General features: G+C 48.7%; 7 tRNA genes and 1 rRNA gene. All 8 read left to right on the top strand.

Going from position 1 to position 942, the window contains the following annotated elements:
• Positions 1 to 132 precede the first annotated feature (132 nt).
• Positions 133 to 248, top strand: a 5S ribosomal RNA gene (gene rrf / locus CD30_RS19190).
• Positions 249 to 258: 10 nt separating this feature from the next.
• Positions 259 to 334, top strand: a tRNA-Val gene (locus CD30_RS19185).
• Between the two features lie 10 nt (positions 335 to 344).
• A tRNA-Thr gene (locus CD30_RS19180) sits at positions 345 to 420 on the top strand.
• 7 nt (positions 421 to 427) lie between these two features.
• Positions 428 to 502, top strand: a tRNA-Lys gene (locus tag CD30_RS19175).
• 24 nt (positions 503 to 526) lie between these two features.
• Positions 527 to 611: transfer RNA gene (locus CD30_RS19170), tRNA-Leu, on the top strand.
• Positions 612 to 631: 20 nt separating this feature from the next.
• Positions 632 to 706, top strand: a tRNA-Gly gene (locus tag CD30_RS19165).
• Positions 707 to 711: 5 nt separating this feature from the next.
• Positions 712 to 800, top strand: a tRNA-Leu gene (locus CD30_RS19160).
• 11 nt (positions 801 to 811) lie between these two features.
• A tRNA-Arg gene (locus CD30_RS19155) sits at positions 812 to 888 on the top strand.
• Positions 889 to 942: the final 54 nt, after the last annotated feature.

Raw genomic sequence — 942 nt, 5'->3', positions numbered from 1 at the left:
AAACAAACTTGAACAAATTCAATGTCTTTATCCAGTTTTGAGAGAACAAGAGTGAGATGAAAATCTTTTTAAAAAACACTTGTAAAAGAAATCTAAAGTGTTATAATAAAACTTGTCTCAAAAATTAATAGGTCTAGTAATAATGGCAAAGAGGTCACACCCGTTCCCATACCGAACACGGAAGTTAAGCTCTTTAGCGCCGATGGTAGTTGGGGGCTTCCCCCTGCGAGAGTAGGACGTTGCTAGACTTAATACCCAGGAGGATTAGCTCAGCTGGGAGAGCACCTGCCTTACAAGCAGGGGGTCGGCGGTTCGAGCCCGTCATCCTCCACCATTTTGAAAAAGCCGGTGTAGCTCAATTGGTAGAGCAACTGACTTGTAATCAGTAGGTTGAGGGTTCAAGTCCTTTCGCCGGCACCATTTTTTCGAGCCATTAGCTCAGTGGTAGAGCATCTGACTTTTAATCAGAGGGTCGAAGGTTCAAGTCCTTCATGGCTCACCATTTTAATACTTTATTAGAATGTAAGCGGGTGTGGCGGAATTGGCAGACGCACTAGACTTAGGATCTAGCGCCGTAAGGCGTGGGGGTTCGACTCCCTTCACCCGCACCATTTTATATAAACATGCACATGCGGAAGTAGTTCAGTGGTAGAACACCACCTTGCCAAGGTGGGGGTCGCGGGTTCGAACCCCGTCTTCCGCTCCAAATGTGCCGGGGTGGCGGAACTGGCAGACGCACAGGACTTAAAATCCTGCGGTAGGTGACTACCGTACCGGTTCGATTCCGGTCCTCGGCACCATTTATATTTATGCGCCCGTAGCTCAATTGGATAGAGCGTCTGACTACGGATCAGAAGGTTGTGGGTTCGACTCCTGCCGGGCGCGCCATATATCGGGAAGTAGCTCAGCTTGGTAGAGCACTTGGTTTGGGACCAAGGGGTC

Source organism: Ureibacillus massiliensis 4400831 = CIP 108448 = CCUG 49529 (assembly GCF_000772965.1).
In the GTDB taxonomy this organism is placed as follows: Bacteria; Bacillota; Bacilli; order Bacillales_A; family Planococcaceae; genus Ureibacillus; species Ureibacillus massiliensis.
The sequence above is the reverse complement of the archived record's forward strand: the minus strand, read 5'-3'. Positions and strand labels throughout refer to the sequence as shown.